Here is a 26,205-nt window from a genome sequence, read left to right as displayed (position 1 = left end):
GGAGAATCGGCAAGCGGCGCTGATTATCCCGCCTCTGCGATGGCGTCGTGCACAAGGGCGGATCAGCCGGAGAGGCGCTCGTCTTCGGTCAGGGCGTCGATCAGCAGGGCGCGGATGGCGCGGAGGTCTTCCACTCGGCCGGTTGTTGGGGCCGGGGGAGTGGGAGCGGGCGCGGATGATGCCTCCGGGGCGGGCAGGGGCGCGGGCGCGGTGCCTTCGTCCAGCAGCTTGCGGACGCCCTTGACGGTATAGCCTTCGCGGTTGAGCAGGCGGTCGATGCGGCGGACCAGCTCGACATCGGCGGGGCGGTAGTAGCGGCGGTTGCCGGCGCGCTGGAGCGGGCGCAGCTGGGGAAAGCGGGTTTCCCAATAGCGCAGGATATGCTGCGGCAGGTTCAGCTCGGCCGAAACCTCGCCGATCGTGCGGAACGCGCCCGCGCCCTTGGGCGTCGCGTCCTCCGCCACCTCAGCCCGCCTGGACGATCCGGTCGCGCAGCGTCTGGCTGGCCCGGAAGGTGAGCACGCGGCGGGGTGCGATCGGCACCTCGACACCGGACTTGGGATTGCGGCCGACCCGTTCCGCCTTGTCGCGCAGCACGAACGTGCCGAAGCCGGAAATCTTCACGTTCTCGCCCTTGGCAAGCGCGCCGCACATGTGGTTGATCACGTCCTCGACGATGGTCGCGCATTGCGATCGCGGCAGGCCGATATCACCGTGCAAAACTTCAGCAAGATCCGCGCGCGTCAACGTGGTCGATTCGGACATTTCAATCCCCCCGAATTGGGGCCTCTAACGCAATTCCGGTCGCCATAACAAGTGATTGCCACACGTCAGTAGCGGGCGACGGCAGCGCCCCAGGTGAAGCCGCCACCCATCGCTTCCAGCACGATCAGGTCGCCGCGCCGGATGCGGCCGTCGCGCACCGCCACGTCGAACGCCAGCGGCACCGACGCGGCCGACGTGTTGGCATGTTCGTCCACCGTCACCACCACGCGTTCGGCGGGCAGGCCCAGCTTGCGCGCGGTCGCGTCGAGGATGCGGGCATTGGCCTGGTGCGGCACCACCCAATCGACGTCGGTGACGGACAGGCCGGCCTTGTCGATCGCCTCCCGCAACACGGCGGCGAGGTTGACCACGGCGTGGCGGAACACTTCGGAGCCCTTCATCCGCAGCTTGCCGACCGTGCCGGTGGTGGACACGCCGCCATCGACATAGAGCAACTGGTTGTGGCGGCCATCGGCGTGGAGCGCGGTGGCGAGGATGCCGCGATCGCTGTCGGCCTCCGCCGTCAGCACCATCGCGCCGGCGCCATCGCCGAACAGGACGCAGGTGGTGCGGTCCTCCCAGTCGATGATGCGGCTGAACGTCTCGGCCCCGATCACCAGGGCCGTGCGCGCGCCGCCGCCGCGGATCATGTTGTCCGCGACGCTGAGCGCATAGAGGAAGCCGGAGCAGACCGCCGCCACGTCGAACGCCACGCAATCGACGATGCCGAGCGCATCCTGCACCTTGGTGGCGGTGGCGGGAAAGGTCTGGTCGGGGGTGGCGGTGGCGAGCACGATCAGGTCGACGGCGGCGGCGTCGATCCCGGCGGCGGCCAGCGCCTTGCGGGCCGCCGCCGTCGCCAGCGTCGCGGTGGTTTCGCCCTCGCCGGCAATGTGGCGGGCGCGGATGCCGGTGCGCTCCACGATCCAGGCGTCGGACGTATCGACGGTCTGCGCCAGCTCGTCATTGGTGACGCGGCGGACGGGCAGGGCCGACCCGCTGCCGGCGATGATCGCCCGCACGGTCACGCCGCCACCGATTCGCGGATGCGGGCGAGGTCGTCGGCGATGCGGTGGGTGATGCGGCCGCGCGCCAGCTTGGCCGCGACCTCGATCGCGTTGGCGAAGCCGGCGGCCGACGTGCCGCCATGGCTCTTCACCACCGTGCCGGTGAGGCCCAGGAAGACCGCGCCGTTGCGGGTGTTGGGGTCGAGCCCGCTGCGCAGCAGGGCGATGGCCGGGCGCGACAGCAGGAAGCCGAACTTGGAGCGCAGCGAACTGGTGAAGGCGCGGCGAATCAGGTCGCCGATGAAGCGGGCGGTGCCCTCCGCCGTCTTGAGCGCGATGTTGCCGGTGAAGCCGTCCGACACGATCACGTCCGCCTCGCCGGTGCCGAGGCCATTGGCTTCGATGAAGCCGTCGAAGCGCAGCGGCAGATGATCGGCGGCGCGCAGCATGGCGGCGGCGTCGCGCAGGGTTTCGGTGCCCTTCATCTCTTCGGTGCCGATGTTGAGCAGGCGTACGCGCGGTTCGTCCAGTTCATGGAGGATGCGCGAATAGGCAGCGCCCATCACCGCGAACTCGAACAGGTTGCGGGCGTCGCATTCCGTGTTGGCGCCGAGATCGAGCATGACCAGGTCATGCGTGCCGAGCGTCGGCAGCAAGGCCGCCAGCGCCGGCCGGTCGATGCCGGGAATGGTGCGCAGCGACACCTTGGCCATCGCCATCAGCGCGCCGGTATTGCCGGCGGAGATGGCGGCATCCGCCTCCTCCGCCTTCACCGCCGCGATCGCCATGCCCATCGAACTGGTCTTGGCACGGCGCAGCGCCTGAGTCGGCTTGTCCTCGCCACTGATCACGTCGGCGGCGTGGACGATCGTCACGCCATCGCCCAAACCGCGATGACGTGCGACCTCGGCACGAAGCTGGGCCTCGTCGCCGAACAGGATGAAACGCAGCGCGGGATTGCGCGAAAGGGCACGCGCGACTCCCGCGATCACGATCGCCGGGCCGCCGTCGCCGCCCATCGCGTCAATCGCGAGACACGGCCCTCCGCGCATTATCCCGCAATCCTCCAGGCTTATTCGGCGACCGGGAGGATCTCGCGACCGTTATAATGCCCGCAGTGACCGCACAGATTGTGCGGCTGCTTGAGCTCGCCACAGTTGGAGCATTCCTGAAAGGACGCCGCCTGCAGCGCATGGTGGCTACGGCGCATGTTCCGCCGCGACGGCGAGGTTTTTCTCTTGGGGACTGCCATCTCGGCACCTGTCTTCTAGGACTGAAACAAAAGGACGCGCCCTGCCTTCGTGCCGAACGACCATGTGGCCGCGGGCCGATGGGCCGGACGCGTCGCGAAGGCCCGGGGCTATAGCGATTTCCGCTCGCCTTGCAAGTGCATGCGGGGCATGAGGCCGCGAAAGCCCAGGAGAAACGCCCGTGCAGATTGCCGCCGCCCCCGTTATCACGCTGATTATCGCCGCTGCGATGGGTCTACTCAACCTGTGGCTGGGGCTGCGGGTGGCGCAGGTGCGGGTGGCCAAGAAGGTGATGGTGGGCGACGGCGAGGTGCCGCAGCTGCTGGCGCGCGGGCGGGCCCACGCCAACTTCAACGAATATGTGCCGATCGCGCTGATCCTGATGCTGCTGGTCGAGCTGCGGGTCGGCGCGTCGCCCTGGCTGTGGGCGGCGGGCGCGGCGTTGGTGATCGGCCGGGTGCTGCACCCGTTCGGCATGGAGCGGCCGGCGCCGAACCCGTTGCGGCTGAGTGGCATCCTGCTGACCTGGGCGACGATCGCCGGGCTGGTGCTGTGGGCGGTGCTGATCGCCTATGGGGTCGCGCGCTAGGCCCAGCCGAGGGCGCGGTCCGATACGTAGGGATTGCTTTGCCGTTCATGCCCGAAGGTGGACATCGGGCCATGGCCGCAGATGAAGGTCGTGTCGTTGCCCAGCGGCCATAATTTGCCGGTGATGGAGGCGATGAGGTCGTCATGATTGCCGCGCGGAAAGTCGGTGCGGCCGATCGACCCCTGGAACAGCACGTCGCCCACCTGCGCCAGCCGTGAGGGCGCGTGGTGGAACACGACATGGCCGGGCGTGTGGCCGGGGCAGTGATAAACGTCGAGCACGAGGTTGCCGACCGTGACCGTGTCGCCGTCGGTGAGCCAGCGAGTCGGCTCGAACGGCATCGCCTCGATCCCGAAGCGGGGGCCGTCCTCCTTGAGGCCGGCGATCCAGAAGCGATCCTCCTCGTGCGGGCCCTCCACCGGCACGCCAAGCTCCTGCGCCAGCGCCGCCACTCCGCCGCAATGGTCGGCATGGCCGTGGGTCACCAGCAACTTTTCGATGGTGACGCCCGCCTGCGCCGCCGCTGCCCTGAGTCGCGGCAGGTCTCCGCCGGCGTCGATAAAGGCGCCGCGCATGGTCGTGGTGCACCAGATCAGGGTGCAATTCTGCTGAAAGGCCGTGACCGGAATGATCGCGGCGCGGAGCGGGGGGTGCGAACTCATGCCCCCGGCATGGCAATGGAGGGAGCCGGCAGCAAGACCGGACGCATCCGATCGCACGGTTCGCGCGTTCGGTCGCGGCCAACAGGCCAGAGAGTCTAGGAAGGATTGTCCATGATCACCCGCACGCACAGCGTCTTGGCCGTCACGGCCGCGATGTTCATCGCCGGCGCAGCCGTCGCCGCCCCCGCGCCCCCAGTGTATGTCAGCAAGGCCGGCGCCAGCGACATGTATGAGAAGAAGTCCAGCCAGCTGGTGCTGGCGACGACCAAGAATGCCGACATCCGCCGCTTCGCCGACCAGATGGTGAAGGACCACACGACCAGCACCGCCGAGGTCAAGGCCGCCGCCCAGAAGAGCGGCCTGACGCCCAAGTCGCCGAAGCTGGACGCCAAGCAGACCCGGATGGTCAGCGACCTGACCCGCGCCAAGGGCACGGAACGCGACCGCCTGTATATCGAGCAGCAGCGTGCCGCCCACCAGGAGGCGCTGGCGCTGCACAAGGATTATGCCGCGACCGGCACGGCCGCGCCGCTGAAGGCGGCGGCGGCGAAGATCGCGCCGGTGGTGCAGCATCACATCGACGAATTGTCGCGCATGTCGATGTAAGCCGGTGACGAGCGGGCGTGGCCGATTCGCGCCCGCCAATTGCCGGACACGTGCCGACACGGCAGAGGGCGGTCCATGCTTCGCGCCGGATCGCCCTTTGTGCTGCTCGACGATGCCAGGCCGGGCGGGCGGCGGATGCTGTTCCGCGATCCGGTGGAGATCGTCGCGGCCTATGAACCCGCCGAGGTGCGCGACTCGCTGGGGCGGGTGCGGGCGGCGGTGGCGGCCGGTCATCATGCCGCCGGCTGGCTCGCCTACGAGGCGGGTCATGCGCTGGAAGCCCGCCTGGGTGGCCTAAGCGAGCCCGCGGGCCGCCCGTTGTTGTGGTTCGGGCTGTTTGCCGGGCACCAGCCGTTCGACCCCGATTCGCTGCCCGATGCGGCAGGCGCGTGGGCGGGCGCGCCCCGGCCCCAGGTGACCCGCGCCGAGTATGACCGCGCGATCCGGCAGGTGCTCGACTGGATCGCGGCAGGCGACATCTACCAGGCCAATCTGAGCTTTCGCGCCGCCGTGCGCATCCATGGCGATCCGCTGGCGCTCTACGCGCGGTTGCGCGCGGCGGGCGGCGCGGGCTGGGGCGGGATCGTCCATGACGGGCGCGACTGGCTGCTGTCCTTTTCGCCCGAACTGTTCTTCGCCCTGGAGGACCGGCACGTCCTGACCCGGCCGATGAAGGGCACGCGGGTGCGCCATGCCGACCCGGCGGAGGATCGGGCGGCGGCGGCGGAACTGGCCGCCGCGACCAAGGACCGCGCGGAAAACCTGATGATCGTGGACCTGCTGCGCAACGACCTGGCGCGGGTGGCGCGGCCGGGGAGCGTGCGGGTGCCGGCCCTGTTCGCGGTGGAGCATTACCCCACCGTCCACCAGATGGTGTCGGAGGTGACGGCGGAGCTTGCGCCCGGGCGCGACGCGGTGGACGTGCTGGAGGCGCTGTTCCCCTGTGGCTCCGTCACCGGCGCGCCCAAGGTTCGGGCGATGGAAATTATCCATGCCGTGGAGGCGGATAGGCGTGGAGCCTATACCGGCTCCGTGGGTTACATCTCCCCTGGCGGACGCGCCGCCTTCAACGTCGCGATCCGCACTTTGGTGCTGGAGGAGGGATCGGATGAGGCACGGATCGGCCTTGGTTCGGCGGTTGTCGCGGACTCCACCGCCGAGCAGGAATGGGCCGAATGCCTGGCAAAGGGGGCGTTCGTGACCGCGCCCAACCGCCCGTTCGACCTGATCGAGACGATGCGGTTCGATCCGCTGGACGGGCTCGTCAACCTGGAGGCGCATGTCGCCCGGCTGGGGGCGAGCGCCAGCCGGTTCGACTTCCAGTTCAACCGCCACGACGTGCGCAACGAGCTGCACGCCGCGACCTTCCGCCTGACCGAATTCGCGCGGGTGCGCCTGCGCCTGAGCCCGAGCGGTTCGGTGGCGATCGAAACGAGCGCGCTGCCGCCGGTCGCAAACGGGTCGGTGGGGGTGCGGGTGGTGCCCCTGCCGGTGGCGGCGGAGGATTTCCGCCTGCGCCACAAGACCAGCGACCGCAGCTTCTATGACGAGGCGCGGGCGGTGGCGGGCACGTTCGAGGTGGTGTTCGTGCGGCCCGACGGGCAACTGACGGAGGGTAGCTTCACCAGCATCTTCGTCGCGCGGGACGGGCGTTACCTGACGCCGCCGATCGCGTCCGGGCTGCTGCCCGGCGTCCACCGCGCGCTGATGATCGAGCGGGGCGAGGCGGTGGAGGCGGCGCTGACGGCGGCCGACCTGTGCGGCGGCTTCTTCCTGGGCAATGACGTGCGGGGGATGATGCCGGCGCATCTCGTCTGATCGCCGGCGCACGAATGTTGCGCGCATGATGCCGTCCAGGCACGATCCTCGCCATCGCGCCGGTTCGTGACAATTGGGTCGTTGCCCGGTGCGGCGCGCGCGGGTTGCCCAATCGCGGACGCTGCGGTTATAGCCGCGCCGCCTTCTTGCCCTTCAGCGGAAAGACCCGATCCATGAGCCTCCTTTCGGCCGCGCTTGGCCGCATCAGCCCGTCGCCCACGCTTGCCATGACCAGCCGCGTGCTGGACCTGAAAGCGCAAGGGATCGAGGTGATCGGACTGGCCGCGGGCGAGCCGGACTTCGACACGCCCGATTTCGTCAAGGAGGCCGCGATCGAGGCGATCCGCGCCGGCAAGACCAAATATACCAACGTCGACGGCACGGCCGAGCTGAAGGCCGCCATCGCCGCCAAGTTCAAGCGCGACAATGGCCTGGACTACCAGCCGGGTCAGATCAGCGTCAACGTGGGCGGCAAGCACACCCTGTTCAACGCTCTGGTCGCGACGGTGGAGGCGGGCGACGAGGTGATCATCCCCGCGCCTTACTGGGTCTCCTACCCCGACATCGTGCAATATTGCGGCGGCACCCCGGTGATCGTCGCGGCGGACGCGGCGCAGGGTTACAAGATCACGCCCGCGCAACTGGATGCCGCGATCACGCCCAACACCAAGTGGCTGATCCTGAACTCGCCCTCCAACCCCACCGGCGCGGCTTATTCCGCGACGGAGCTGAAGGCCCTGGGCGAAGTGCTGCTGAAGCATCCGCACGTATGGGTGATGGCGGACGATATGTACGAGCATATCGTCTATGGCGATTTCCAATTCGCGACCATCGCCCAGGTCTGCCCCGACCTGTACGAGCGCACGCTGACGGTGAACGGCTGTTCCAAGGCCTATGCCATGACCGGGTGGCGGATCGGCTTTGCCGGTGGGCCGCAGCAGATCATCAAGGCCATGTCCAAGCTGCAGTCGCAGTCGACCAGCAACCCATGCTCGATCGCGCAGGCGGCGGCGACGGCGGCGCTCAATGGCGACCAGGGCTTCCTGGCCGAACGCAATGCGGCGTTCCAGCGGCGGCGCGACCTGGTGGTGGGGATGCTGAACGCGATCGAGGGGGTGCATTGCCCCACGCCCGACGGCGCCTTCTACGTCTATCCGGACGTGTCGGGGCTGATCGGCAAGGCGACGCCCGGCGGCAAGCGGATCGACAATGATGCGGCACTGATCGACTATTTCCTGGACGACATCCGGGTGGCGGCGGTGCACGGGCAGGCATTCGGCCTCGAACCCGCGTTCCGCATCAGCTACGCCACGTCGGAGGCGGTGCTGACCGAAGCCTGCACCCGCATCCAGCAGGCCTGCGCGGCGCTGCGCTGATCGGGCGCCCCGCCGGCAGGGTGCTGCGTGACCCCCTGGGCTCCCGCCTGCGCGGGAGCACAAGGTCGTCTGGCGCCTGCTCGCGTCAGCTGAGCGTGTGATCCAGCGTGATTTCCGCATCGAGCAGCTTGGAGATAGGGCAATTGGCCTTGGCGTCGGCGGCGATCTCGGCAAAGCGATCCGCGTCGATGCCGGGCACGCTGGCCTGGAGGGTGAGGGCCGACCTGGTCACCTTGAACCCGTCGCCGTCCGGGTCGAGCGTCACCGCCGCCTTGGTGTCGAGCGTGCCCTGCTCGAACCCCGCTTTCGCCAGCGCGAAGGACAGTGCCATGGTGAAGCAGCTGGCGTGCGCGGCGGCGATCAGCTCTTCCGGATTGGTGCCCTTTTCGTCGCCAAAGCGGGTGTTGAAGCCATAGGCCGTGTCGGACAGCACGCCCGACTGGCTGCTGACATGGCCCTTGCCGGCCTTGCCCAGCCCTTCGTAGCGCGCGCTTGCGGTGCGGACGGTCATGCGGGATCCTCCATCGATTGAGTCCGCCCGCCAACGAGCGTGCCGCCCTTCCGGTTCATCCGCTTGTTCCTATATCAGGACGATCAGAGCGGAGTTCGCGTATGAACCGTGTTGCGTCTCGTTTTCTGGCCGGTGCGGCTATGCTCGGCTCGGCTGTCGCCCTGGTCGGCGGCGCATCGTCCTTGTCCGCCGAAACGGCCGTGCCCGCGCCCGCTGCGGTGGTGACCACGCCTGCCGCCACCGGTCGCGAGACGGCGATATTCGCCGGCGGCTGCTTCTGGGGCGTGCAGGGCGTGTTCCAGCATGTGAAGGGCGTGGAGAGCGCCGTGTCCGGCTTCACCGGCGGCAGCGCCGCGACCGCCCATTATGAGCGCGTGTCGGAGGGCGACACCGGCCATGCCGAATCGGTACGGGTCGTGTTCGATCCGCGCGTGGTGAGCTATGCCGACCTGCTGCGTATCTATTTTTCGGTGGTGGCCGATCCCACGCAGCTGAACGCGCAGGGGCCGGATACGGGCACGCAATATCGCTCCGCTCTGTTTCCCAGCGATGCACGGCAGACGCGGGTGGCGCGAGCGTATCTGGAGCAATTGCGCCAGGCCAAATTGTGGCAGCGGCCGATCGTGACGCAGATCGAGCGGGCCCAGCCCTTCTACCCGGCGGAGGGCTATCATCAGGATTACCTGACGCTGCACCCTGATTCGCCCTACATCCGGGTGAATGATCTGCCCAAGGTGGTGGCGCTGAAGCGGATGTATCCGCAATCCTGGCGGGCGCGGCCGGCTCTGGTGCGCGGCTGACCGCCCCGGCGGGCAGGGCGAGCAGCTAGGCGGCGAGGGGAAAGCGCAGCAGGCGGTTTTCGACCGGGATCAACGCGTGCGCCTTGCCCCCCCCGATCGCGCGCAGGATCACCGGATCGTCCGCATCCATGCCGCCGGTGAGCGCCCCGAAAGCCGGCAGGATCACCTTGGTCCCGCTCGCCACGAAGCAGCGCCGGGCGACGTTGCGGCCGCGTACGGACAGGCGCAGCTTGGGATGGAAATGGCCGGACAGTTCGGGGCGGCCGTCGCGCGCATCCGCCTCGTGCCGCAGCACCAGGCCGTCCACCGCGATCTCGTCCACCACCTCGCCCCCGCAATGGTCGATGATCTCCGCATCGTGATTGCCGGTGATCCATGTCCAGCGGGTGGCGGCGGTGAGCGCGACCAGCCGCGCGCGCGCGTCGGGCGACAGCCGCTCGCACCCGCGCCGGTCATGGAAGCTGTCGCCCAGGCACCAGATCTCGCCCGCCCCGGTCGCCTGGCGGACCGCGTCCAGCGCGCTCAGGGTCGCGACGGAATCGTACGGCGGCAGCATCTGTCCTCGCGCGGCGAACCAGCTGGCCTTTTCCAGATGCAGGTCGGCCACCAGCAAGGCGTTCCGGGCCGGCCAGTAGAGCGCGCCGGCGGGCAATGCGGCCAACTCGACACCGCAGAACGAAAAGCGAACCATCGCCGCCGCCATAAGCATGATCGGCCACCCCATGCAACCGCCGTGGCGGGAACGCCGACCCCCTCCTATATAGTCAAATGCGGCGCAGCTTTCCTTTTTGGCCCCCAAAGGCTAGGGGGGCACCGCTTTTTACAACATTCCGACAATGTTAGAGGACTTCGCTTGGCGAAAGAAGAATTGCTGGAAATGCGCGGGCAGGTGGTTGAGCTTCTGCCCAACGCCATGTTCCGGGTACGGCTGGAAAACGATCACGAGATCCTGGGCCACACGGCCGGCAAGATGCGCAAGAACCGCATCCGCGTGCTGGTGGGTGACGAGGTGCTGGTCGAATTGACCCCCTATGACCTGACCAAGGGCCGCATCACCTATCGCTTCAAGTGATCGCGTCGCGTCACGCGATGGCGTGCGCCCGGTGACGGAGCCGGCGACGATGCGCCTGATCCTCGCCTCCTCGTCCCCGCGCCGGCGCGACCTGCTGGCCCGGATCGGCGCAGCGCCGGACCGGATCGAATCGCCCGCGATCGACGAAAGTCCGCGCAAGGGCGAGGGGCCGCGCGCCTATGCGCTGCGCCTGGCGGTGGAGAAAGCACATGCGGTGGCGCGTGGCGAGGGCGAGATCGTGATCGCCGGCGACACCACGGTCGCGCTCGGCCGCCGCATCCTGCCGCCGGCGGAGACGGAGGCGATCCAGCGCGACCTGCTGTCCCGCCTGTCCGGCCGCCGCCACCATTGCCTGTCCGCCATCTGCGTGATCGGCGCGGACGGCGCGGCCCGCACCCGGCTGGCCGACACGATCGTCGCGTTCAAGCCGCTGTCCGAGGCCGAGATCGACGCCTATGTCGCCAGCGGCGAAGGCCTGGGCAAGGCGGGCGGCTATGCCATCCAGGGCCGGGCGGAGGCGTTCGTCCGCTTCCTGGCGGGCAGCCATTCGGGCGTGATCGGCCTGCCCTTGTTCGAGACACGCGCCCTGCTGCTGTCCGCCGGATATCCGCTTGGCTGAATGGCTCCACGAGGCCGGGATCGGCGAATGCCGGGCGGCCTTGGTGGAGCACGACCGGATCGTCGAAATGGCGATCGAGCGCGACGACGATCCGCGCCCGCGCGCCGGCGCGTTCCTCGACACGCGACTGAACAAGCGCGCCGACGCCTCCGGGCGCGGGGTGGTGATGCTCGCCGGCGGGGTCGTGGCACGGTTGCAGCCGGTGCCCAAGGGCCTGACCGAAGGTGCGCCCCTGCGGGTGGAGGTGGTGCGCGAGGCTTTGCCCGAAGCGGGCGGGTGGAAGCCACCGGTGGTGCGGCCGGCAGCCCCCGACGCCTTGCCTGGCGACGGCCCCGATCTGCTCGCCCGCCTGCGCGCTGCCGGACATGCCGTCCGCACCACCACGCCCGCCGCCGGATTGCTGGAGCAGGCGGGCTGGTCGGAAGCGATGGAGGAGGCGGCGAGCGGCATCGTCGCCCGGCCCCAGGCCATGCTGCGCATCGCCCTAACCCCGGCGATGACCCTGATCGACGTCGACGGCGCCACCAGCGCGGCCGAACTGGCCCGCGCCGGCGCAGGCCTGGCGGGAGCGGCGATCCGGCGCTTCGGCATCGCCGGATCGATCGGGATCGACCTGCCGACCCTGCCGGACAAGGCCGGGCGGCTGGCGGCGGCGGAGGCGCTGGACGCCGCCCTGCCGCAGCCGTTCGAGCGCACCGGCGTCAACGGCTTCGGCTTTCTCCAGATCGTGCGCCGGCGCGAGAGGCCGTCGATCATGGAGCGGATTGCCGCCGATCCCGTCGCCACCGCCGCGCTGGCGCTGCTGGCACGGGCCGAGCGGGCCGGCGGCCATGGGCCGGTGACCTTGGAAGGGCATCCCCAGGTGATTCGGCGGCTGGCGGCGCGGCCCGCCTGGCGGGCCGCGCTGGCGATGCGAATCGGGGCGGAGATATGCTTGTCGGAGCGGCCGGACCTGCCCATATCGGCCGGACATGCCATCCGCCTCCCATCCTGATCGCGCCGCCTGCCCCGGCTGCGGCAAGCCCGCCACGCCCGCATTCAAGCCGTTCTGCGGCCGGGGATGCCGCGATCGCGACCTGATCCAGTGGCTTTCGGACGGATATCGCATCCCCGGACGGCCGGTGGAGGCGGATGAACAAGATTCTGATCGCAACGGGCTGGACAGTTAAGCCAAACACCCCCTATAGGCGCGCCTCCCAACGTTGCCGTGCCCAGGTAGCTCAGTTGGTAGAGCACGTGACTGAAAATCACGGTGTCGGCGGTTCGATCCCGTCCCTGGGCACCATATTGCTGCGGGCTTTCACGAAAAGCTGCTCTTCTTTTCAGTTGCACCGCTCAAGCCGACGGATTGCGGAAATTTCCCTGAACGACGACCACATCGCCGCTCTCGAAATGCGTCCGTGAGCGGGATGCGTCTTTGGGGTCCAATTGCTCTGCTTCGTCCGTGAAGGATCTCGCCCTTTCCTGATCTCCTGGATCGGGACTATCCGCGAGAAAGTGGCCGAGTGCTCTCAACGCCCAGACGTGCCGATGCCCCTCCAGGGTTTCCATCGCTTCCATGTCTTCTGCGTCGTCCAGGCGGGATTGCAACTGATCCTTGCTGGTTCGCACGGCTTCACGCAGCAGCGCAGACCGTACAGGTCGAACGTCGACGGTCTGCGACAGCGCGAGAAGACCGTCTGTCGCATGAGGGTTCATCCTCAGGGCATGAAGAGCATGCTGGGCAGCCGCGACATCGTCGTCGTCTTCCAAAGCGTCCCACGCCCTTTCGATCCAGAGCTCTGCCATCGTCTTCATATTGGCCACGTTCCTAGCTCTTTTCCCGCAGCGACCCGGGCTTCCGGCTGATCGCCCGCCCATCCATGAAAGGGATTTCGCATGCGTTACGAGCGTCCAGAAACGTCTCCGCGAAATACTTGAGCAGCCGAGACTCGCGCATCACATCAATGTCCCCCGGCAAATGGTTGATTACCTCCTGGCTCGCCAGCACGACCAGTTTCGCACGCGGCCTGGATGCCATGACGTTGAAGCGGTTCAAGGACAGCAGGAATTCGTCCTCGTCTGCGATGGCATCGGGATCACCGAGAGCATACCTGGAGACGTCTTGGTTCGGCGTACCGTAGCCTCGGCGGCCGAACCGCGTCGGAACAGGCGTGTTCTCCGCCGCAACGTGCCCGTCAGCTCATCGGCATCCATCTGGCAGCCAAAGAGGCTCGAATGTCGCCCGATACGCTGATCGGCGTCTGGAAGACGGGTGCCGTTACGCCTCACCAGAAGCCCTTCGGCGATCGCATGATGCCGGCATTCAAAAGGACCGAGCTGTCGCGGCTGGCCGAGGAATGGCACGATGGCATCGAGGTACAGGCGTTCGCCAGCCGTCAGGGTCTTTCCTTCCACGGCGTTGAACAGCTGATCGTGTCCGGCGTCCTCGCCGCCACGGCGCCGAGCCTGCCAGATATGCCCCCCAACATCTCGTCAGCTGACGCTGCTGACTTTCTTCGTAGGGTCGATGCCGGCTCCTGCCCCGCCGTGGGCGACCCGATCACCCTCAGACAGGCGATGCTCGCGGTCGGTGGACGCCAGAAGCCCTGGGGGCCGGTCTTCGAAGCATTGCTGGAGAGCGAGATCGATTTCATGCTGCTGACTGGTGCCGCACTGCTCGTCGATCGCATCCTTATCCCAAGGTCGTTGGCAAAGCAGTTCGGAGGGCTCCATTTCGGTCGAGCCTCGTTCCCGCACTTTCGGTTCTCCGAGTTCATGGTCCAGCGCGAAGCATTGGCCACCCTCAACATCAGCGCCACCGGCACGCGCGTCCTGAAGGGACTGCCCGTCTCCGGGACCACGACGCAGATCTATCGGGTCGCTGACGTCGAGCAGCGAGCCCGCGAGATCATCACGCTTTCGGAGATCGCGTTCGCCATGGAAGTCACGGTCCCGCAGGCGCTCCGCCGTCTGCGGAAGGCTGGCTGGGAACCCACCATGCCAGGCGCCTGGTCCCGCCGAGAGACGGAGCGGGAGCTGCATCGATTGTAGGGTGCGCAGTTGAGCATTTTTATCTGAAAAGAGCTGTGCTATGAAAGTCGCGTTCGGACAAAATCAGCCGCTCAGTCGTGAAAATATGCCCCTTTCGGGGTAGGTTAGGCGAGCGGCTTCTGGTGAAATCCGGCAATTGCGGACTGACCTGGCCCATTGGAGGGCTGAGGAAACCCAGCAAGAGCCTTTGAAGCGCGGCAAGAGCCGTCGGATGCGGTAACACGCTTGCTGGTGCTCGCGGCATGTTGCGCGATTGGGGAAGCGGTCGGCGATACTGATGTGCTTGCCAGCGTCAGGATCAGACGCAGCAGCCTGCCGATGTTCTCCAGAGTCTACGAAATGTCAGAGTTTGGTCATTATGCGACGACGCATGGAGCGGATGCCCGCGCCTGTGCCGAACAAGGCTGACGCAAGGCACGCCTGCACAAGTTTCATCAAGGGCCCGGCCGCAAGAGTCGTCGACAGACTTAGCGGGCGCTCCTGCGGCCCGGATCTGACGATCAGGTCAAGCACGCCGCGCGCAGCGTGGGGTGATCGAACAGCGGCTTCGGATAGGTGAGGCAGGCACGGCTTGGCGGCCGCGCCTGCTTCAGAATGTCGTGTCGCCCGCGGGCGACATGGTCGGGCGTCAGAGCCAGCGCACGCGCCCGGTGGCGAGTTCGTAAACCGCGCCCACGACCTTCAACTCGCCCTGCTCCTGAGGGGTAAGGAGCATCGGCTCGGAAAATGTCCGCAGCCGCTCAACCATGCGCCGGACATTCTCTTCCACCGACCTGGCCACCAGATTCTCTTCCCCCACCTCCCGACGGGCCACGAGCACGGCCGGAATGATGGGTTCGATCATCCGCCCTATGCTGCCCGGGAAGCGCGTGTCCTTGGTGACCACGTCGGTCGCCGCCGCCACCGCTCCGCAGCTATCGTGGCCCAGCACGACGATCAGGGGCACCTTCAATACGGCAACCGAATATTCGATCGACCCCATGCCCGCGGTATCGACATTGTTGCCGGCGGTGCGCACGATGAACAGTTCGCCCAGGCCGGCGCCGAAGAGCTGCTCGGGGCCGACGCGGGAGTCCGAACAACCGACCAGGGTGGCAAACGGCTGTTGACCCTCGGCAAGTTCCAGTCGGCGCTCGCGCGACAGGTCCGATGGCAGCGGCTGGTCGGCCACGAAGGCGTCGTTGCCGTCGACCAGGCGCTGCAATGCCTCATCGGGGGTCGGCTGTGCGGAAAGACTGCTGCTCGTCGCCATTGATGATCCTCCTTCTTTTTCCCAACGATCACGGAAAGTGGGATGCAAAGCTCACGAACGCATCGCTCATTTGTAAGGATCGGTTTCTGCATGCCGGCGGTTAGCATTCGCTTACCTGATGGAGCAGTTCAGCACGCCCACCAGCAACCATGCGGGCGAGATAAGGCCCAGGGGTCAACCGGGTCTGATCGCCGCCCCCGGTGCGCGCCGATACCCAGCACGGCGGGGCGGCGCCCGATCAGGATGCCCGCCCGCCTCTGCGCGTCGACGGGGAATGCCTGCCCGCCGATGCCGCGCAGGGATGATCGGGCGAGGACGGGAAATGGACAGCCGAAGCCGGAGCGGGAGGAAAGAGCCCGCATGACCGCATCCGGCCTCGTTGCTGCGCCCGACGTGTCAAAGAGAACGTCGGGCGCAGCGTGACCGTTCAGGACGGCTGGTTCAGCCGTGCGGGCGCATCACGACCTTGATAACGCCATCCTCCTTGTCGCGGAACCTGGCGTACATTTCGGGTGCGTCCTCCAGGCTGGCGGGATGGGTGATCACAAAGCTGGGATCGATGTCCCCGGCCACGATCCTGTCGAGCAGCGGCTGGGTATAACGCTGCACGTGGGTCTGGCCGAGCTTGATGGTCAGTCCCTTGTTCATGGCCGCGCCGATCGGCAATTTGTCGCCCATGCCGACATAAACGCCGGGCACCGACACCGTACCGCCCTTGCGGCAGCTGATGATCGCCTGCCGCAGCGCATGGACGCGATCGGTGGCGAGCATCACGCTTGCCTTGACCTTGTCCAGCACGGCGTCCGCGGCACCGTGAGCGGCGGCTTCGCAGCCGACGGCATCGATGCAGCTGTCGGGGCCTCGCCCCTTTGTGCGCGCCTGCAACTCGTCATAAACATCGGTCTCGGCGAAGTTGATCGTCTCGGCACCGCCGGCCTCGGCCATGGCCAGGCGCTCAGGCACCTCGTCGATCGCGATCACGCGACCCGCGCCCATCATCAGCGCGGAGCGGATGGCGAACTGTCCGACCGGGCCGCAGCCCCAGATCGCGACGGTATCGCCCTGCTCGATCTGAGCATTCTCGGCGGCCATGTAGCCGGTCGGGAAGATGTCGGACAGGAACAGCGCCTGCTCGTCGGTGACGCTGTCGGGGATCTTGATCGGGCCGATATCCGCCATCGGCACGCGGAGATACTCGGCCTGGCCGCCGCAATAGCCGCCCAGCATGTGGCTGAAGCCGAACAGTCCGGCCGGCGAGTGACCCATCGCCTTGGCGGCCATTTCCGCATTGGGGTTGGTCCGGTCGCATGCCGCGAACAGACCCTTGCGGCAGAACCAGCAGTCGCCGCAGCTGATGGTGAACGGCACCACCACGCGGTCGCCGATCTTGAGGTTTGTGACCTCGGACCCGAGGGCTACCACCTCGCCCATATTCTCATGGCCGAGGATGTCGCCAGCCTCCATGGTGGGCTGGTAACCGTCCAGCAGGTGAAGGTCCGACCCGCAGATGGCGCATGCGGTGACCTTGATGATCGCGTCACGCGGATGCTGGATCTCCGGATCCGCAACCGTGTCGACGCGGACGTCCCCCTTACCGTGCCAACATAGTGCGCGCATGCTTCTTCTCCGTTCTCTTGAGCAGGGGCTCCACCGCAATGGGACAAGCGCCTGTTCTTGCTTAACGCCCCCAATCGGGGAATGGGTTCGGTATCCCGCGGCTTTCCATGGCAACAATTTTCCGGTGCGAGCGGCGACGCGTTCCGATCCGGGGCCTGGGCGTCGGCACACCGATCGGACAGCGGCTGTTCTCAACGATCCGATCCGCCCGAACTTCCGGCCGGCAAGGAGGCAGTAGCGTCTTCAACGGCGTTTTGCCGATCAGCCGCCCGTAATCCCTCCATCCCGACCATGTGGCCTCTCGAATGCCATCCGGGACAAGGATGAAGGTTAATTTGGATAGGCGAATATCAAATAAATGCATAATTAATATGCATCTAAGGCGGTTGCGTAATGACTTTAAAGATCAACAACGAACGAAACGGACATTTGTGTTTCAATCCACATCAAGGCAGCGGCTATAAATAATTTACAGGTTTTTTGACGGATTCCTTGGATGTGAAACGTTGGGGGCGGAGTATATTATGCTGGAGTGTCCCATGTATTATCATGACAGCCGCCTCCAATATCCGGTCGTGGTCGAAAAGCCTGATCCTGCATTTGCTACCCTGCTTCAGCAGGCGATAGGCGGAGTGGAGGGTGAGATACGCGTCTGCATGCAGTATTTCTTCCAGGCATGGGGTAATCGCGCGCCGACCACCAAGTATCGCGACATGCTTCTTCACACCGCCACCGAGGAGATCGGCCATATCGAAATGCTCGCGACCGCGGTTGCGCTCAATCTCGACAAGGCACCGACTTCGCTGCAGGAGGAGGGCGCCACCGACGGCATCGTCGGAACGATCATGGGCGGCGGCAACGGCCGGGGCGCGATCGAAGGCATGATCCACAAGAACCTGCTCTCCGCGGGTCTTGCGGCCATGCCCATGGATTCGGACGGCGTGCCGTTCAACATGGGCCATATCTACGCCAGCGGTAACATCGCAGCGGATATGTACTGCAACGTGGCTGCCGAGAGCACGGGCCGTGTGCTTGCCGTGCGGCTCTTTAACGCGACGGATGACATGGGCATGAAGAAGATGCTCCACTACATGATCGCACGCGACACCATGCACCAGCAGCAGTGGCTCGCCGTGGTCGAGGAGCTGGGCGGGCATGAAGGCACGTTGCCGATCCCCAACTCCTTCCCGCAGAGCGAGGAGGACCAGCAGAACAATTACAATTTCTACGCGACCTCCGTCGATGGTTCGGTGCCCGAGGGGCGCTGGACGAGCGGCCCGTCGATCGATGGCAAGGGCCAGTTCACCGTGTTCCGCAACGAGCCGCTCGGCGATACGCCCGTGCTCGGCGCGGCGCGGCCGGACAGCGGTGCCGAAACGCAGCAGATCGGGTAAGAGATTGCGGGTCGGGCATCCACCCGGCCCGCATTTCATCGGGTGCGACGTCGGTATCGTCCCAGGCGCAATCGTTGGCCGCGCCGATGCCGGGCATGGCAATGCACCGCCCTTACCTCGATGAGCGACTTTCCTGATTTTAGCAGGCAAGCGGCGATTTTCGGGCAAGCTTCGAGGTGTTATGCGGGTCGGAGGCAAGAATGTTCCCGGATTGTGCGAGGCCGCGCTGACGGCGATCACGGAAGCCGTGGTGATTACGGAGGCGGTCTTGACACGGCCCGGGCCGACGATCGTTTATGTAAATCCCGCCTTTGAGGCGATGACCGGATACGCCGCCGACGAGGTGATCGGGCGCACGCCCCGCATGTTGCAGGGACGGGCGACGGACCGCGACGTGCTTGACCGGCTTCGTGAGGGTCTCGAACAGCACGGATACTTCCATGGCGAGGCGATCAACTACCGCAAGGACGGAACCCCCTACGTCGTCGAGTGGGTGATCTCCGCCATACGGGGCGAGGATGACGACGTGACCCACTGGGTGGCGGCCCAGCGTGACATCACCGTGCACAGGGCGAGTGCCGATCACCAGCGTGCGCTCTATGCCGACGTCGTCCAGCAGATCAGGAGCACCACCTCCAAGCTCAGGGATCTCGTCGAGCGGGCTCGCTGAGCAGGCCTGCGGGTCGAGCGGGATATGGCGACCATTCAGGCAGCCACGACCAACAGCCTGCAAGCTGCCGGACTTTCACCGGCCATGCCACGTCGTTCAGCCGGAAAGGCAGGGCGTCGCAGACCAAGCCCGACCTGTCGACCTTGGACGCAGCGATCGGCGGCAACGGGCGGCTAGAGGCCGATCGCCTCCAAAGCGGCGGTCAGTTCCTGATCGGCCATCAATGCTTCGCCCTTTGGCGTGATCCGGTTCAAGGCCGTGCGCAAGCGGGTCTGCGCGACCTGAAGAGTCTTGTGGCGCACCTCACGCGTCAGGTTGGTTCGCCACGAACTGCTTTCACCCAGCAAAGCCGACCATTTCGCCTCCTCCGCGGCGAGCACCGCGAGCGCCAGCCGGAGCCCGTCGCGTCGACCCCGCGCATAATCGTCCACAGGGCCGCTCGTAGCGCCGCTCGTGTTGCCGTTCCGCATGGAGGCTGAACGCGCCGCGCGCGTCCGGGTCTCACGCAATTGTCGCTGGGGCGGGAGCATGCCGCGGCGTGAAGCCGTGTGGCAGCGGCTTCGGCATCCTTGCGCGTCTACAAACGGGCCTGCGGTCAGTGTCACCCAGGTGCCGCACGGTCCCTGCGAGGAAGGCCGCAAGCGGGCGGCCGTGGCGTGAAGCAGCCGATCGGTTCGCATTCCAAGGGCGCCGCCTGCCTTTTCCTGCTTGACCGCTGAAGGGGCGCTGGTCACCCATATGGTCATGACCATGCGTTTCCGGCCCGCCGCCAACCTCGCTCTCGCAACGCTCGCCTTCACGCTTCCGGCCACCCAGCTTTCCGCCCAGAAGGGGGCGGCCGCGCCAACCGATACCATGGCGAACGAGCAGGTGAAGACATACGACTGGGTGCGCCCCCAGGCGGACTTCGTGCGCCGGGTCGCGATGATTCCGATGCGCGACGGTACCAAGCTGTTCACGGTCATCGTCTTCCGCAAGGGCGTGACGGATGCGCCGATCCTGCTGAGCCGCACGCCCTATGACGCGAACAAGGCGACCTCGCGCAATCGCAGCCAGCGCATCGAGGAGATCCTGCCGGTCGCCGACGCCGCGTTCGTCGACGATGGCTATATCCGCGTCTATCAGGACGTGCGCGGCCTCGGCGGGTCGGAGGGCGATTATGTGATGAACCGGCCGCTGCGTGGTCCGCTCAACCGGACCCAGGTCGATCACGCCACCGATGCCTATGACACGATCGACTGGCTGGTGAAGAATGTGAAGGAGAGCAACGGCAAGGTCGGGATCACCGGATCCTCCTACCTCGGCTTCACCTCGCTGATGGCGCTGATCGATCCGCATCCGGCGCTCAAGGCCGCCGTGCCGCAGAGCCCGATGGTGGACGGCTGGATGGGCGACGACTGGTTCCACAATGGCGCGTTCCGCACCTTCGGCTTCGACTATGACCTGGGCCAGACGGTGGGCAAGGGCGGCGGGGCGGTGCCCAAGGGCACAGGCGACGAATATGCCGCCTATCTCGAAGCCGGATCGGCGACGGATTATGCCAGGCTCTACGGCCTGATGGACCTGCCGGTCGTGCGCAAGGTGCTGGAGCATCCGAGCTATGACGCATGGTGGCGGGGGCAGGCGGTCGACGCGCTGCTGGGCGCGCGCAAGCTCACCGTTCCGACCATGCTGGTCGTCGGCCAATGGGATCAGGAGGACAGCTACGGCGCGCCCGCCGTCTACCAGGCGCTGGAGAAGCAGGATGCCAACAACGACATGGTCAGCCTGGTGATCGGCCCCTGGCGCCACTCCCAGGTCAATTACGAGGCGCGGGAGCTGGGCCCGCTCAAGTGGGAGGGCGATACCGGCCTGCAATTCCGCACCCGCTACATGAAGCCGTTCCTGGACTGCCACCTCAAGACCAATCCGGCCCCGTGCGACACGCCGCCGGTGCTGACCTACGCCACCGGCAAGGATCGGTGGGAGGTTTCGCGGCAATGGCCGGCCGGCACCTACACGCCGCTCTACCTCGCCGGGGATTTCGGCCTGTCGTGGAACAAGCCGCCGGCCGGCAGCGACAGCTACGTCTCCGATCCGGCCAAGCCCGTGCCCATGCTGCCCCGTCCGATCCACATGCAGGGGGAAGAGTGGAAGACCTGGCTCGTGCACGACCAGCGCTTCGTCGACGGCAGGCCCGATGTGCTGAGCTACACGGGCGGCGTGCTGGACAAGCCGGTGCACATCAAAGGCGCGCCCAAAGTGGACCTGCGCGCCGCCACCACCGGCCGGGATGGCGATTTCGTGGTCAAGCTGATCGACGTCTATCCCCAGGAAAACTCCGTCGATCCGATCATGGCCGGCTATCAGCTGGCGGTCGGGATCGAGATCTTCCGCGGGCGCTATGTCAACGGCTTCGCGACACCCGCGCCGCTGGAGCCGGGCAGGACCTATGCCTTCACATGGTCGCTGCCCAACGTCGATCACGTCTTCCTGCCGGGGCACAGGATCATGGTGCAGGTGCAGTCGAGCCTGTTCCCGCTGTATGACCGCAACCCGCAAAGCTGGGTGCCGTCGATCATGGCGGCGAAGCGGGCCGATTACGTCAAGGCGACGGAGACGGTCCATCGGGGCGGCGCGGCCGCCAGCGCCGTGTGGCTTCCCATTGCCGGCGAGTGAGGCGGCGGCTTGGCTGTTCACAGGCGTGCCGGCAGGTTCTGCTGCGGGTGACGGACCTGCGAAGCGCCCGTTCCGGTGATGGTCGTGTCTCGGTGTGCGGAGACCCCTTGCCCGACCGGACGGCTTTGGGCAGCATCCGGCGCATGAACCCCGCTGTCCGCCGCTTCGCACCAATGTGTCTTCTCGCACTAGCAGCCGCGCGGCCGCTGCCGTCCGATCCCGACACACGGGCGTGGTGGGCGACGACAGCCGCGCTGTCGGATGATGCGATGGAGGGGCGGGATACCGGCTCCGCAGGTTATGAGCGCGCGGCCCGGCTGGTTGCCGAACGCTTCGCCAGGGCGGGGCTCAAGCCGGCGGGCGATGAGCGCGGCTATCTGCAACGCGTGCCGATGGAGGAGTTGCGCGTTGTGCGGGCGTCGGTCAGCGTCGGCGGGCGGCCACTCCGCTTCCTGCACGACATCATGATGAACCCGGCGCCGGGCGCGCCGGACACGCTGAACGGCGCACTCGCCTATCGCGGCTATTGCGCGGCTGACGCGCTTGGTGATGTCCGAGGCAAAATCGTGATCTGCCACGGCACTCACCGCCCAGGCCTGCCAAGCGAGGTCGAGCGGGTCGCCACGGTGGAAGCGGCGGGCGCTGCCGGCCTCCTGACCATCGCCGATCCGGGTTTCACCGTGGAGCCGCCGCGCTGGCCCTTCGCTTATGCACGGGCCGTGTGGATCGCCGGCAAACCGCCCAAATCGAGCGGGCCCGTCCGGTTCACCCTCAACGCCGATGCTCTCGCCGCCGTGATCGCCGGCAGCGGTCGCGATGCGGGGCGATTGATCGCCGCCGGCGCAGCCGGGCAACCGCTTCCGGCCTTTGATCCGCCAAAGCCGTTCCATGCGACTTTCCGTCTGGCGCAGCGGACGATCAGCAGCCCCAACGTGCTTGGCATCCTGCCCGGCACCGACCCGTCGCTGGCCGCACAGACGATCGTGCTGTCGGCGCACCTGGACGGCTATGGGCCGGGCGAGCCGGTCGCGGGCGATGCCCTCTACAACGGTACGCTGGACGATGCCGCTTATGTCGCGCTGCTGATCCGGGTGGCCGAGCAGCGCGCCGGCAAGGGCTTCCGCCGTCCCGTCCTCTTCGCCGCGTTTACAGGTGAGGAAAAGGGGCTGCTCGGCGCACGCTGGTTCGTGGATCATCCGACGGTGCCGAAGCCGCGCATCGCCGCCGACATCAACCTCGACCAGCTCCGCCCGATCTTTCCGCTCAAGCTGCTGACCGTGCACGCGCTGGACGACACGACGCTGGGCGACGATGCCCGCGCCGTTGCGGCCGCGATGGGCGTGGAGGTGCAGCGCGACCCGGAACCCGAGCGCAACCTGCTGCGCCGTGCCGATCAATGGCCCTTCATGCAGGCTGGCATCCCGGCGACCGCCTTTGTGTTCGGCTACCGTCCCGGCAGTGAGAGCGAGCGGATCTACCGGCAATGGTACCGCACCGGCTACCACAAACCGCAGGACGACCTTGCGCAGTTGATCGATTGGCAGGCGGCGTCGGACTTCAACCGGTTCTTCACCACCCTCGTCACCCGCGTCGCGGATCAGCCTGCGTCACCAGTCTGGAAGCCCGCAAGTCCCCTCCGTCCGCAAACCGCCAGGTAGCGCGACCTGAACGATGCGGACCTTGTTGGTGGAAAACCAAGCGTCCGGTTTTTGCGGCACCGGCGGTGGGGGAGAGGCGAGCTCCGCCGGCTATCGGTGGGGCGACACGGCGGAGCTCTAAAGCCAGCTTTCGATCCGAGAGGGAAATCGCAAACCGCTCTGCATGGGCGTTAACCATAAAAATCGTTGTTTGCGAAGGCCATTCACGACTGAGGCGAGATCAGGCCGCAACCCTTTCCACGAGGAAGGCGGTCGTTATCAGTCGGAGGCTGCTGGTTCGCCTGCGCTGAGGATGGTGTGGGGTGATGCGATGTGCAATTCCTCGGCAGCCAGCCTGTCGCGTGACGGCGCGCCGGCACATCACAGGGGACACACAGGACGATGAAGCTGTTTGCGCGTGGGGGAATTGCGGCATCGGCCCTGGCACTCGGGCTGAGCAGCGCCATGACGCCGGTGGCGGCGGCGGCGGCACCGATGGCGCTACCGGTGCAAGACGGCGGCGCGCTGCTGCCGGTCAAGGTCGATGCGGCGGAGGGGCGCATCCTCGTTACCCTTCCGCCGGCCGCTGCCGATGGCGTGTCCGGTCGGTTCCTCTACGCCACGGCGATCAAGACCGGGATCGGATCGGCGCTGATCCCGATCGATCACGGCATGCTGGGCGAAACGCGGGTGCTGGCGTTTCGCCGGATGGGGCGAAAGGTGGCGGTGATCTTTGAGAATCCGCGCTTCACGGCCAGCGGCGGCCCGGACATCCAGCGCGGGGTGAAGAACAGCTTTCCCTTCACCACCGTGGCGCTGCTGGACATCGCCGCCACCAATGCCGATGGCGGGGTCACCGTCGATCTCGCGCCGTTGCTTACCCGCGACACGATGCGGCTGGCCGAAACGCTGAACGACACCGCCAAGGGCTTCAAGCTGTCGGACGCGCTGAGCGTTGCCGATCCCGCATCGGTCAAGGTCTTCCCCGACAATATCGAGATGGAGGCGGTGCAGACCTATGTCTCGGACACGCCGGGCAAGGAGGTGGACACGATCGCCCCCGACGGGCGGCAGGTCAGCTTCACCGTGCATCACTCCCTGATCCGCCTGCCCGCGCCGGGCTTCGTGCCGCGCGCGTTCGACATACGATCGGGCGCGCATGCCACTGCGGTCTATGATTTCGGCCTGCCGCTGGGACAGCCGGTGGTCCGGCATTATGCCAACCATTTCCGGCTGGAAAAGGTGGATCCGGCCGCGCCGCGCTCCGCCGTGAAGAAGCCGATCATCTTCTATATCGACAGCGCGGCACCCGAACCGATCCGCTCCGCGCTGGCGGAGGGCGTGGCGTGGTGGAACCAGGCGTTCGACGCCGCCGGCTACATCGACGCCTTTCAGGTCAGGATCCTGCCGCCCGGCGCCGATCCGCAGGACGTGCGCTACAACATGGTGAACTGGGACGAGCGGCAGACGCGCAGCTGGTCCTATGGCGGCGGCGTGATCGATCCGCGCACGGGCGAGATCATCAAGGGCAACGTCATCCTGGAAGGGCTGCGCCTGCACCAGGACATCCAGATCTTTGAAGGGCTGGTGGGCACTGCCGGGGAAAATCGGGGCGGTGCCAACGATCCCGTGCGGGTGGCGCTCGCCCGCATCCGCCAGCTGGGCGCGCACGAAGTAGGCCACGCCATCGGCTTCGCCCACAATTTCGCGGCGAGCACGCAGGATCGCGCGTCCGTTATGGATTATCCGTTCGCGCGGGTGAAGATCAGGGACGGGAATCTCGATCTGTCGGACGCCTATGCGGTCGGCGCCGGCAAGTGGGACATATTTGCGGTCGACTGGCTCTATGGCCAGCCGAAGCCGGGCATCGAGCCGAGCGTGGATGCAGCCCGCAAGGCCGCCGCGATGCAGGCCGCCGGCCTGCGCTACATGACCGATATTGACGGGCGCGCGGCTGATCTGGGCGTGCCCGGCAACAATATGTGGACCGATGGCGACGACACGGCGCCGGAACTGGCCCATGTCATGGACGTGCGCCGCATCGCGCTGGCCCGGTTCGGCACCGCCGTGCTGCACCCAGGCGAACCGCTGTCCAACCTGCGCCGCAAGTTCGTGCCGATCTGGCTGTTCCACCGTTATCAGGTGGAGGCGACCGGCAAGCTGATCGGCGGCGTCAACTACACCTATGCCGTGGCGGGCGACGGCAGCCCGACGCCCACCGCCGTGCCACAGGCGGAACAGGATGCCGCGCTCGATGCGATGCTGGCAACGCTGTCCGCCGACGCGCTGACGGTGCCGGCGGCCTTGTCGCTGCAGCTTTCCTCCGGCGTCAACGGCCCGGCCGATCCGCAATTCGATACGGAGGTGTTCGACACCGCCGGCGCGGCCGTGTTCGATCCGCTGGTAGCGGCGGACGTCGCGGCGCAGGTGACGCTCGACAGCCTGCTCGCGCCGGCGCGACTGACGCGCGTCTACCTGCAGCATGCCCGCAATCCGTCGCTGCTCGGCCTGGACACGCTACTGGACCGGCTGATCGCGGCGACGGTGGAACGGCGGCGGGACGCGGTGGAGCGGCGGATCGCGACCCGCACCATCCTCACCATCGCCGCGACGGCGCGCAATCCGGCCACGTCCATCGACGTGGCGGCGTTACTCGGGGGCAGGCTGGACAGGCTGGCCGCCCGGCTCGCCACGGCCAAGGGCGACGGCGAGGATGCGGCCTGGTCGCGGACCATGGCCGCCCTGCTGCGCGACGACGGCAGGCTGTCGCGTGAGATCGGCAAGGGTGCGCGGCCCGAACCCGCCATTCCCCCCGGCATGCCGATCGGCGGCGAGAGCAACTGGTTCGGCGGGTGACCGTTCGATGATC

28 protein-coding genes and 1 tRNA gene are annotated in these 26,205 nt (G+C 67.0%); 16 read left to right on the top strand and 13 right to left on the bottom strand.

From position 1 onward, the window contains the following. Nucleotides 1-62: 62 nt before the first annotated feature. The 5 genes from Q0D93_RS06245 to rpmF form a co-directional block, all read right to left on the bottom strand. Nucleotides 63-464 carry a MerR family transcriptional regulator gene (locus Q0D93_RS06245; RefSeq protein ID WP_294392087.1) on the bottom strand — a complete coding sequence of 134 codons (402 nt, stop codon included), beginning with the start codon at nt 462-464 and terminating at the stop codon, nt 63-65. Between the two features lies 1 nt (nt 465). Beyond that, on the bottom strand, nt 466-765 hold the full coding sequence (locus Q0D93_RS06240) for an integration host factor subunit alpha (RefSeq protein ID WP_294392086.1): 300 nt from the start codon (nt 763-765) through the stop codon (nt 466-468). Between the two features lie 65 nt (nt 766-830). Further along, on the bottom strand, nt 831-1,793 hold the full coding sequence (locus Q0D93_RS06235; RefSeq protein WP_294392085.1) for a beta-ketoacyl-ACP synthase III: 963 nt from the start codon (nt 1,791-1,793) through the stop codon (nt 831-833). After that, on the bottom strand, nt 1,790-2,824 hold the full coding sequence (gene plsX, locus Q0D93_RS06230) for a phosphate acyltransferase PlsX (protein ID WP_294392084.1): 1,035 nt from the start codon (nt 2,822-2,824) through the stop codon (nt 1,790-1,792). The genes Q0D93_RS06235 and plsX overlap by 4 nt, the downstream gene beginning before the upstream one ends. A gap of 20 nt (nt 2,825-2,844) precedes the next feature. Continuing rightward, the gene (gene rpmF / locus Q0D93_RS06225) at nt 2,845-3,024 is read right to left on the bottom strand and encodes a 50S ribosomal protein L32 (protein WP_294392083.1); all 180 of its coding nucleotides are present in this window, start codon (nt 3,022-3,024) and stop codon (nt 2,845-2,847) included. Nucleotides 3,025-3,203: 179 nt separating this feature from the next. Between rpmF and Q0D93_RS06220 the strand changes: the two genes are divergently transcribed. Beyond that, complete coding sequence (locus tag Q0D93_RS06220; protein WP_366510257.1) at nt 3,204-3,611, top strand: MAPEG family protein; 408 nt, start codon at nt 3,204-3,206, stop codon at nt 3,609-3,611. Here Q0D93_RS06220 and Q0D93_RS06215 read toward each other — a convergent pair. Further along, nucleotides 3,608-4,273, bottom strand: coding sequence for an MBL fold metallo-hydrolase (locus Q0D93_RS06215; RefSeq protein WP_294392082.1), 666 nt, complete (start codon nt 4,271-4,273; stop codon nt 3,608-3,610). The genes Q0D93_RS06220 and Q0D93_RS06215 overlap by 4 nt on opposite strands. 111 nt (nt 4,274-4,384) lie before the next feature. Between Q0D93_RS06215 and Q0D93_RS06210 the strand changes: the two genes are divergently transcribed. The 3 genes from Q0D93_RS06210 to Q0D93_RS06200 all read left to right on the top strand — a co-directional run bounded on the left by Q0D93_RS06210 (nt 4,385) and on the right by Q0D93_RS06200 (nt 8,073). Further along, the gene (locus Q0D93_RS06210; RefSeq protein WP_294392081.1) at nt 4,385-4,879 is read left to right on the top strand and encodes a DUF4142 domain-containing protein; all 495 of its coding nucleotides are present in this window, start codon (nt 4,385-4,387) and stop codon (nt 4,877-4,879) included. 75 nt (nt 4,880-4,954) lie between these two features. Beyond that, the gene (pabB, locus tag Q0D93_RS06205) at nt 4,955-6,697 is read left to right on the top strand and encodes an aminodeoxychorismate synthase component I (RefSeq protein ID WP_294392080.1); all 1,743 of its coding nucleotides are present in this window, start codon (nt 4,955-4,957) and stop codon (nt 6,695-6,697) included. A gap of 173 nt (nt 6,698-6,870) precedes the next feature. Further along, complete coding sequence (locus Q0D93_RS06200) at nt 6,871-8,073, top strand: pyridoxal phosphate-dependent aminotransferase (protein WP_294392079.1); 1,203 nt, start codon at nt 6,871-6,873, stop codon at nt 8,071-8,073. Between the two features lie 85 nt (nt 8,074-8,158). On the opposite strand, the gene Q0D93_RS06195 is transcribed toward Q0D93_RS06200, so the two are convergent. After that, the gene (locus Q0D93_RS06195) at nt 8,159-8,584 is read right to left on the bottom strand and encodes an OsmC family protein (protein WP_294392078.1); all 426 of its coding nucleotides are present in this window, start codon (nt 8,582-8,584) and stop codon (nt 8,159-8,161) included. A gap of 101 nt (nt 8,585-8,685) precedes the next feature. Between Q0D93_RS06195 and msrA the strand changes: the two genes are divergently transcribed. Further along, on the top strand, nt 8,686-9,384 hold the full coding sequence (msrA, locus tag Q0D93_RS06190; protein WP_294392077.1) for a peptide-methionine (S)-S-oxide reductase MsrA: 699 nt from the start codon (nt 8,686-8,688) through the stop codon (nt 9,382-9,384). Nucleotides 9,385-9,409: 25 nt separating this feature from the next. Here msrA and pdeM read toward each other — a convergent pair whose 3' ends face one another. After that, complete coding sequence (gene pdeM, locus Q0D93_RS06185) at nt 9,410-10,075, bottom strand: ligase-associated DNA damage response endonuclease PdeM (protein ID WP_294392076.1); 666 nt, start codon at nt 10,073-10,075, stop codon at nt 9,410-9,412. 162 nt (nt 10,076-10,237) lie between these two features. Here pdeM and infA point away from each other — a divergent pair, with 162 nt between their 5' ends. The 5 genes from infA (at nt 10,238) to Q0D93_RS06160 (ending at nt 12,360) form a co-directional block, all read left to right on the top strand. After that, a complete protein-coding gene (infA, locus tag Q0D93_RS06180; RefSeq protein ID WP_003049127.1) occupies nt 10,238-10,456 on the top strand; it encodes a translation initiation factor IF-1 in 219 nt (72 codons plus the stop codon). 49 nt (nt 10,457-10,505) lie between these two features. Beyond that, nucleotides 10,506-11,075 (top strand): nucleoside triphosphate pyrophosphatase, encoded by a 570-nt coding sequence (locus tag Q0D93_RS06175; RefSeq protein ID WP_294392114.1) that lies wholly within the window; start codon nt 10,506-10,508, stop codon nt 11,073-11,075. Beyond that, nucleotides 11,068-12,069 carry a ribonuclease gene (locus Q0D93_RS06170; RefSeq protein ID WP_294392075.1) on the top strand — a complete coding sequence of 334 codons (1,002 nt, stop codon included), beginning with the start codon at nt 11,068-11,070 and terminating at the stop codon, nt 12,067-12,069. The genes Q0D93_RS06175 and Q0D93_RS06170 overlap by 8 nt, the downstream gene beginning before the upstream one ends. Next, on the top strand, nt 12,047-12,244 hold the full coding sequence (gene yacG, locus Q0D93_RS06165) for a DNA gyrase inhibitor YacG (RefSeq protein WP_294392074.1): 198 nt from the start codon (nt 12,047-12,049) through the stop codon (nt 12,242-12,244). The genes Q0D93_RS06170 and yacG overlap by 23 nt, the downstream gene beginning before the upstream one ends. A gap of 40 nt (nt 12,245-12,284) precedes the next feature. Further along, a tRNA-Phe gene (locus tag Q0D93_RS06160) sits at nt 12,285-12,360 on the top strand. A 50-nt stretch (nt 12,361-12,410) separates the two neighbouring features. On the opposite strand, the gene Q0D93_RS06155 is transcribed toward Q0D93_RS06160, so the two are convergent. After that, entirely contained in the window at nt 12,411-12,881 is a 471-nt protein-coding gene (locus Q0D93_RS06155) for a hypothetical protein (protein ID WP_294392073.1), read from the bottom strand. A gap of 4 nt (nt 12,882-12,885) precedes the next feature. Continuing rightward, nucleotides 12,886-13,113 (bottom strand): hypothetical protein, encoded by a 228-nt coding sequence (locus tag Q0D93_RS06150; RefSeq protein ID WP_294392072.1) that lies wholly within the window; start codon nt 13,111-13,113, stop codon nt 12,886-12,888. A 179-nt stretch (nt 13,114-13,292) separates the two neighbouring features. On the opposite strand from Q0D93_RS06150, the gene Q0D93_RS06145 reads away from it, so the two are divergent. After that, nucleotides 13,293-14,108 (top strand): hypothetical protein, encoded by an 816-nt coding sequence (locus Q0D93_RS06145; RefSeq protein ID WP_294392071.1) that lies wholly within the window; start codon nt 13,293-13,295, stop codon nt 14,106-14,108. A 628-nt stretch (nt 14,109-14,736) separates the two neighbouring features. On the opposite strand, the gene Q0D93_RS06140 is transcribed toward Q0D93_RS06145, so the two are convergent. Continuing rightward, nucleotides 14,737-15,360 (bottom strand): carbonic anhydrase, encoded by a 624-nt coding sequence (locus tag Q0D93_RS06140; protein ID WP_294392070.1) that lies wholly within the window; start codon nt 15,358-15,360, stop codon nt 14,737-14,739. Between the two features lie 441 nt (nt 15,361-15,801). Beyond that, nucleotides 15,802-16,977 (bottom strand): zinc-dependent alcohol dehydrogenase, encoded by a 1,176-nt coding sequence (locus Q0D93_RS06135; protein ID WP_294392069.1) that lies wholly within the window; start codon nt 16,975-16,977, stop codon nt 15,802-15,804. Nucleotides 16,978-17,516: 539 nt separating this feature from the next. On the opposite strand from Q0D93_RS06135, the gene Q0D93_RS06130 reads away from it, so the two are divergent. Both Q0D93_RS06130 and Q0D93_RS06125 read left to right on the top strand, forming a co-directional pair. Continuing rightward, nucleotides 17,517-18,371 carry a manganese catalase family protein gene (locus Q0D93_RS06130; protein ID WP_294392068.1) on the top strand — a complete coding sequence of 285 codons (855 nt, stop codon included), beginning with the start codon at nt 17,517-17,519 and terminating at the stop codon, nt 18,369-18,371. A gap of 181 nt (nt 18,372-18,552) precedes the next feature. After that, nucleotides 18,553-19,041 carry a PAS domain-containing protein gene (locus Q0D93_RS06125; protein ID WP_294392067.1) on the top strand — a complete coding sequence of 163 codons (489 nt, stop codon included), beginning with the start codon at nt 18,553-18,555 and terminating at the stop codon, nt 19,039-19,041. Nucleotides 19,042-19,214: 173 nt separating this feature from the next. Here Q0D93_RS06125 and Q0D93_RS06120 read toward each other — a convergent pair whose 3' ends face one another. Further along, nucleotides 19,215-19,472, bottom strand: coding sequence for a hypothetical protein (locus Q0D93_RS06120; RefSeq protein ID WP_294392066.1), 258 nt, complete (start codon nt 19,470-19,472; stop codon nt 19,215-19,217). A 313-nt stretch (nt 19,473-19,785) separates the two neighbouring features. Between Q0D93_RS06120 and Q0D93_RS06115 the strand changes: the two genes are divergently transcribed. The 3 genes from Q0D93_RS06115 (at nt 19,786) to Q0D93_RS06105 (ending at nt 26,192) form a co-directional block, all read left to right on the top strand. Then, nucleotides 19,786-21,699, top strand: coding sequence for a CocE/NonD family hydrolase (locus Q0D93_RS06115; RefSeq protein WP_294392065.1), 1,914 nt, complete (start codon nt 19,786-19,788; stop codon nt 21,697-21,699). 143 nt (nt 21,700-21,842) lie between these two features. Further along, a complete protein-coding gene (locus Q0D93_RS06110) occupies nt 21,843-23,357 on the top strand; it encodes a M28 family peptidase (protein WP_294392064.1) in 1,515 nt (504 codons plus the stop codon). Nucleotides 23,358-23,738: 381 nt separating this feature from the next. Continuing rightward, entirely contained in the window at nt 23,739-26,192 is a 2,454-nt protein-coding gene (locus tag Q0D93_RS06105) for a zinc-dependent metalloprotease (RefSeq protein WP_294392063.1), read from the top strand. Nucleotides 26,193-26,205: the final 13 nt, after the last annotated feature.

Origin of the sequence: uncultured Sphingomonas sp. (assembly GCF_934560975.1) — a bacterium.
Lineage (GTDB): Bacteria > Pseudomonadota > Alphaproteobacteria > Sphingomonadales > Sphingomonadaceae > Sphingomonas_I.
Note: the sequence above shows the minus strand (reverse complement) of the source record. Positions and strands in the feature narration are given on the sequence as shown.

Excerpts from the sequence above, each read along its gene's own strand:
- Q0D93_RS06240 (WP_294392086.1), bottom strand. The coding sequence starts at position 765 with ATGTCCGAATCGACCACGTTGACGCGCGCGGATCTTGCTGAAGTTTTG.
- plsX (WP_294392084.1), bottom strand. The coding sequence starts at position 2,824 with ATGCGCGGAGGGCCGTGTCTCGCGATTGACGCGATGGGCGGCGACGGC.
- rpmF (WP_294392083.1), bottom strand. The coding sequence starts at position 3,024 with ATGGCAGTCCCCAAGAGAAAAACCTCGCCGTCGCGGCGGAACATGCGC.
- Q0D93_RS06215 (WP_294392082.1), bottom strand. The coding sequence starts at position 4,273 with ATGAGTTCGCACCCCCCGCTCCGCGCCGCGATCATTCCGGTCACGGCC.
- Q0D93_RS06210 (WP_294392081.1), top strand. The coding sequence starts at position 4,385 with ATGATCACCCGCACGCACAGCGTCTTGGCCGTCACGGCCGCGATGTTC.
- pabB (WP_294392080.1), top strand. The coding sequence starts at position 4,955 with ATGCTTCGCGCCGGATCGCCCTTTGTGCTGCTCGACGATGCCAGGCCG.
- Q0D93_RS06200 (WP_294392079.1), top strand. The coding sequence starts at position 6,871 with ATGAGCCTCCTTTCGGCCGCGCTTGGCCGCATCAGCCCGTCGCCCACG.
- Q0D93_RS06195 (WP_294392078.1), bottom strand. The coding sequence starts at position 8,584 with ATGACCGTCCGCACCGCAAGCGCGCGCTACGAAGGGCTGGGCAAGGCC.
- msrA (WP_294392077.1), top strand. The coding sequence starts at position 8,686 with ATGAACCGTGTTGCGTCTCGTTTTCTGGCCGGTGCGGCTATGCTCGGC.
- pdeM (WP_294392076.1), bottom strand. The coding sequence starts at position 10,075 with ATGGTTCGCTTTTCGTTCTGCGGTGTCGAGTTGGCCGCATTGCCCGCC.
- Q0D93_RS06175 (WP_294392114.1), top strand. The coding sequence starts at position 10,506 with ATGCGCCTGATCCTCGCCTCCTCGTCCCCGCGCCGGCGCGACCTGCTG.
- yacG (WP_294392074.1), top strand. The coding sequence starts at position 12,047 with ATGCCATCCGCCTCCCATCCTGATCGCGCCGCCTGCCCCGGCTGCGGC.
- Q0D93_RS06145 (WP_294392071.1), top strand. The coding sequence starts at position 13,293 with ATGTCGCCCGATACGCTGATCGGCGTCTGGAAGACGGGTGCCGTTACG.
- Q0D93_RS06140 (WP_294392070.1), bottom strand. The coding sequence starts at position 15,360 with ATGGCGACGAGCAGCAGTCTTTCCGCACAGCCGACCCCCGATGAGGCA.
- Q0D93_RS06135 (WP_294392069.1), bottom strand. The coding sequence starts at position 16,977 with ATGCGCGCACTATGTTGGCACGGTAAGGGGGACGTCCGCGTCGACACG.
- Q0D93_RS06130 (WP_294392068.1), top strand. The coding sequence starts at position 17,517 with ATGTATTATCATGACAGCCGCCTCCAATATCCGGTCGTGGTCGAAAAG.
- Q0D93_RS06125 (WP_294392067.1), top strand. The coding sequence starts at position 18,553 with ATGCGGGTCGGAGGCAAGAATGTTCCCGGATTGTGCGAGGCCGCGCTG.
- Q0D93_RS06115 (WP_294392065.1), top strand. The coding sequence starts at position 19,786 with ATGACCATGCGTTTCCGGCCCGCCGCCAACCTCGCTCTCGCAACGCTC.
- Q0D93_RS06110 (WP_294392064.1), top strand. The coding sequence starts at position 21,843 with ATGAACCCCGCTGTCCGCCGCTTCGCACCAATGTGTCTTCTCGCACTA.
- Q0D93_RS06105 (WP_294392063.1), top strand. The coding sequence starts at position 23,739 with ATGAAGCTGTTTGCGCGTGGGGGAATTGCGGCATCGGCCCTGGCACTC.